This window comes from Aetokthonos hydrillicola CCALA 1050 (assembly GCF_017591665.1).
Classification (GTDB): Bacteria; Cyanobacteriota; Cyanobacteriia; order Cyanobacteriales; family Nostocaceae; genus Aetokthonos; species Aetokthonos hydrillicola.
Map to the genome: position 1 here is coordinate 1 of NZ_JAAKGC010000243.1, position 3,411 is coordinate 3,411.

Annotated in this window: 3 protein-coding genes and 1 pseudogene; 1 reads left to right on the plus strand and 3 read right to left on the minus strand. The window is 43.1% G+C overall.

Annotated elements, in window-relative coordinates:
- Nucleotides 1-190 precede the first annotated feature (190 nt).
- Nucleotides 191-433 (plus strand): hypothetical protein, encoded by a 243-nt coding sequence (locus G4P69_RS36325; protein ID WP_208344127.1) that lies wholly within the window; start codon nucleotides 191-193, stop codon nucleotides 431-433.
- Between the two features lie 104 nt (nucleotides 434-537).
- On the opposite strand, the gene G4P69_RS36330 is transcribed toward G4P69_RS36325, so the two are convergent.
- From G4P69_RS36330 to G4P69_RS40800, 3 genes and pseudogenes are all read right to left on the minus strand, one after another.
- Nucleotides 538-1,221, minus strand: a complete 684-nt coding sequence (locus tag G4P69_RS36330; RefSeq protein ID WP_208344126.1) for a M48 family metallopeptidase — start codon at nucleotides 1,219-1,221, stop codon at nucleotides 538-540.
- Nucleotide 1,222: 1 nt separating this feature from the next.
- Nucleotides 1,223-2,857, minus strand: a complete 1,635-nt coding sequence (locus tag G4P69_RS36335; RefSeq protein ID WP_390693945.1) for a type I restriction enzyme subunit R domain-containing protein — start codon at nucleotides 2,855-2,857, stop codon at nucleotides 1,223-1,225.
- A gap of 12 nt (nucleotides 2,858-2,869) precedes the next feature.
- Nucleotides 2,870-3,363 (minus strand): annotated as a pseudogene (locus G4P69_RS40800) (DEAD/DEAH box helicase family protein); the annotation flags it as partial.
- Nucleotides 3,364-3,411 lie beyond the last annotated feature (48 nt).

The following is a 3,411-nucleotide window of genomic DNA, read 5'->3' on the forward strand; positions in this document are numbered from 1 at the left end:
AGTCAGTGTAACTTCTGACTGCTTTCCTCTCTAACAATCAATCCGCGCCTCAGTACTAATGTCTATTTTTTATCTTTTCTTCTATCCGTGCTTTGCTTCTGTCTGAGCTTTTAGTCCAAACTCCAGTAAAGTTGAAATAATGCAAATGATGGCACTCTTCGCTCCTGCGCCAAGGCAGTAACACGCAGCGATGCCCTGTAAGCCGGTGACAAAATTGGGATTTTCTTTTCCACTTGGGCGATCGCATGTAGGCATAGTATTCTTTTGTCCGCTTCATCAGAGCGCTCGTCCTCATTTTCTGTTACTGAGTTTAGTTGCCGTCTTAAGTAAAAAATGTGATTTAGAGCAGATTAGTGATCAAATCTTGATGAATTGGGGAGAATTGGTAAGCGATCGCTCATCGCAAATTGTGTTGGCTGAAACTATACTATAGGTACAAACCGTTTTTTCAATTCATTCAAAGTAAGAGTATTGACTAATGGTCTACTTACTTCCGCCAAGCTGTGCTAGTGAATTGCTCCCAATTAAAACAACCATTTAAAGTGTTTGTTCAAGCATTTGGCCATGATCTTTTAACCATTCTTTAGCCTTTTCCATTGTGGCTACTTGCGCTCGGACGATATTCCAGAAACGTTGAGTGTGGTTCGGTTCTATGAGGTGTGCTAGTTCGTGAACTACAACATAATCAATAACAAACATTGGAGCTTTTATCAGACGCCAGTTAAAGGTCACATTATCGTTGGGTATACACGAACCCCAACGATATTTGGTATCTGTAATTTTTGCCTGATTGAACTCTACACCAAGACGTTTTGCATAAAGCTGAACTCGTGGTAGTATTTTTTCTTTAGCTTTTTGAATGTACCAGTTTTGAAATATATTACCGCGCTGTTTGGCTTGTGCTTTAGGAACCAAGAAACGGCTATTGACAAACTGTATTTCATGTTCGGCCTCTACTAATTCCAGGCGATAGTTTCGTCCTAGATATGGCATGGACTCACCATTTACCAGTTCTTTGCCAGGGGGATGGAGCGGTTGTTGATATTTTTGCGTGTGGTGGGTTTTTTCATACAACCATTGTTTACGCGACTCTACTACTTGCTGAATTTTTTCTGGAGTTGTCCCTATCGGCGCTTTTACGACAACGGAGCGATCGCGCTCTACGGTAATCGTCAAGTTTTTGCGACGGGAAGAATAAACAACGTTGTAAGCCAGATTCATATCAGTCTGCGTATAAAATACGGTCGTTATTTTTTTCTGCCAATTCCATCGCCCTTGAAATGATTTGCTCCCGATTTTTTACCAAATTGGGAAGTTTGATAAAATCAGGGGATAGAAGAACCTGTTGAACTTCTGCCTTGAGCTTGTTTCGGGCTGGAATACTCTCCCAGAAGCCTGCCAGTTGCAGCTCACGCTCCACAAGCATAAATATCTGCTGGGTTAAAGATACCAACTTGGCAATATTATCATCATTCAGCTCATTTTCGCTAAATAATTCTGCTTTGAACATACGGAAGAAGGGCATCTGCTTTTTTTTATGCAACCCATAGGTGGGTTCATGGTCTACTTTTTTAATACGCTGACGCAATTTTTCCAGTTCTTCAAAAATTTTCTCCCAATTGTTTTTAAATTCTTCAAATATCCTTGCGAGAGCTTCGGCAAAGGATGCTTGCAATTCTGGATCATCATCCATTTCAATATCAATATGATGGCGCAGGGCGTGTTCAATCTCGGCGGCTTTCGTTTTAGTGCGCTTACGTTTGATTACCTGCCTTTCAAACTCATCATCTAGGATCGAGATGGGCTTAATTTTTTGCTCAATGCCTCTAGATTGTAAATAAGCATCTGTCAAGACACGCAGCTTAGCAGGAACATCCTTCATACTCATCCGAGCATCACGGAAATGATTTCCTGCCAAAACATTTATTTCTGCCAATGCCTGATAATCAGACATATAAGTTAAGGCTTCCTTAGCTGGGAAAACCAGGTTGAGGCTGCGGGTCAGCTTCTTGAACGCTAACATAAATTCATAGCGAACGTCCTCATCGTAAAAGAGGTCGAAAAACGCATCATGATCTGTCATATTGGTAAGTCCACATTCACCCAATAATGAGAAAATTGCCCTGTGATGATCCTCTAGTTCGCGAATCTCCTCCTCTGGAAAACTCAGGGTCTGTTCAACTTCCTTTTGTTCCCGTTCATCGTAGTTATCAATTGCTTCTCTCAAGTGATGACCAATACCAACGTAGTCAACCACAAATCCTTTATCCTTATCGACACTTCCAACTCGATTTACGCGAGCAATGGCTTGCAGGAGATTATGTGCCTGAATCACCTTATCAAGATATAGGACTTGCTCCACCGGCGCATCAAAGCCCGTAAGCAACATATTGTTCACAATGACAATCCCTATATCACCATTAACCCCATTATCTTCTACGTCAAAAGGTAATTTGAAGCTTTTGATGGTGGTCTTATGTCTTGAAGGATCAGTAAATGCTTTTATGTGGGGCAGGTCATTATGGGTACCCGAAATGACGACACCAGTACGTAGTCTTTGCAAGCGAGTAACATTGAGGTTGTGCGGATTGGAGTGTGTCAGCGTTGTAATGGCATCTGCCAGTGCTTGATCTAAAAATTTCTTATAGCGCACTGCTGCTTCGCGAGAAGTGGCAACTACTTGGGCTTTATAGCCATTAGGAAAAATCCATTGCAAATAATGATCCACCATATCCCTGGCTTTTGCGGCAATCGTAGACTCTGCTTCCAGGTAGGCATCTCGTGAGCCATACCCCAGAATCTCCAAGCGTTCTTGCAACGAGCACTCGCTGAAGACATCTTCAAAAGCGCCATCCATGCCTGCTTGATCGGTTACTTCGGCGTTATGGGTGCGACCTTCATAAACAATTTCCAGGGTAACACCATCGTCAATGGCTTCGCGTATGGTGTACTTATCAATATAGTCACCAAACACTTTTTCAGTTTTGTCGATAGGAGTGCCTGTATACCCGATGCGGGAAGCGCGGGGAAGAGCCTTGTCCAGGTTGGCACCTAGCAGGGCGTATTGCGATCGATGTGCCTCGTCAGTCATCACCAAAATATTGCTGCTAGCGTTAAGTTCTGGAAAGGTTTCCTGAAGGTCACGTTCTTGAAATTTATGTATCATCGCCATGACCAAGTCCGAGGAATCGCTTCGCAGCAGTTCCTTGAGTTTGGCAATACTATCTGCAGTTTTTACAGTAAAACCAACATTCTGCCCGGTTTCTGCCAATTGCTGCTCTAACTGGGTACGGTCGGTTACAAACACTACCTTCCACTGGGACAGGTTGGCGTGGCGGTACATCGCCGTACCATAAACATCATGGTCAGAGATTTACCAGACCCCTGGGTGTGCCAAATAATACCGCTACG

What these genes read in the sequence shown, in the direction of transcription:
- G4P69_RS36330 (WP_208344126.1), bottom strand. Translation starts at nt 1,221, where the DNA reads ATGAATCTGGCTTACAACGTTGTTTATTCTTCCCGTCGCAAAAACTTG.
- G4P69_RS36325 (WP_208344127.1), top strand. Translation starts at nt 191, where the DNA reads ATGCCCTGTAAGCCGGTGACAAAATTGGGATTTTCTTTTCCACTTGGG.
- G4P69_RS36335 (WP_390693945.1), bottom strand. Translation starts at nt 2,857, where the DNA reads ATGGATGGCGCTTTTGAAGATGTCTTCAGCGAGTGCTCGTTGCAAGAA.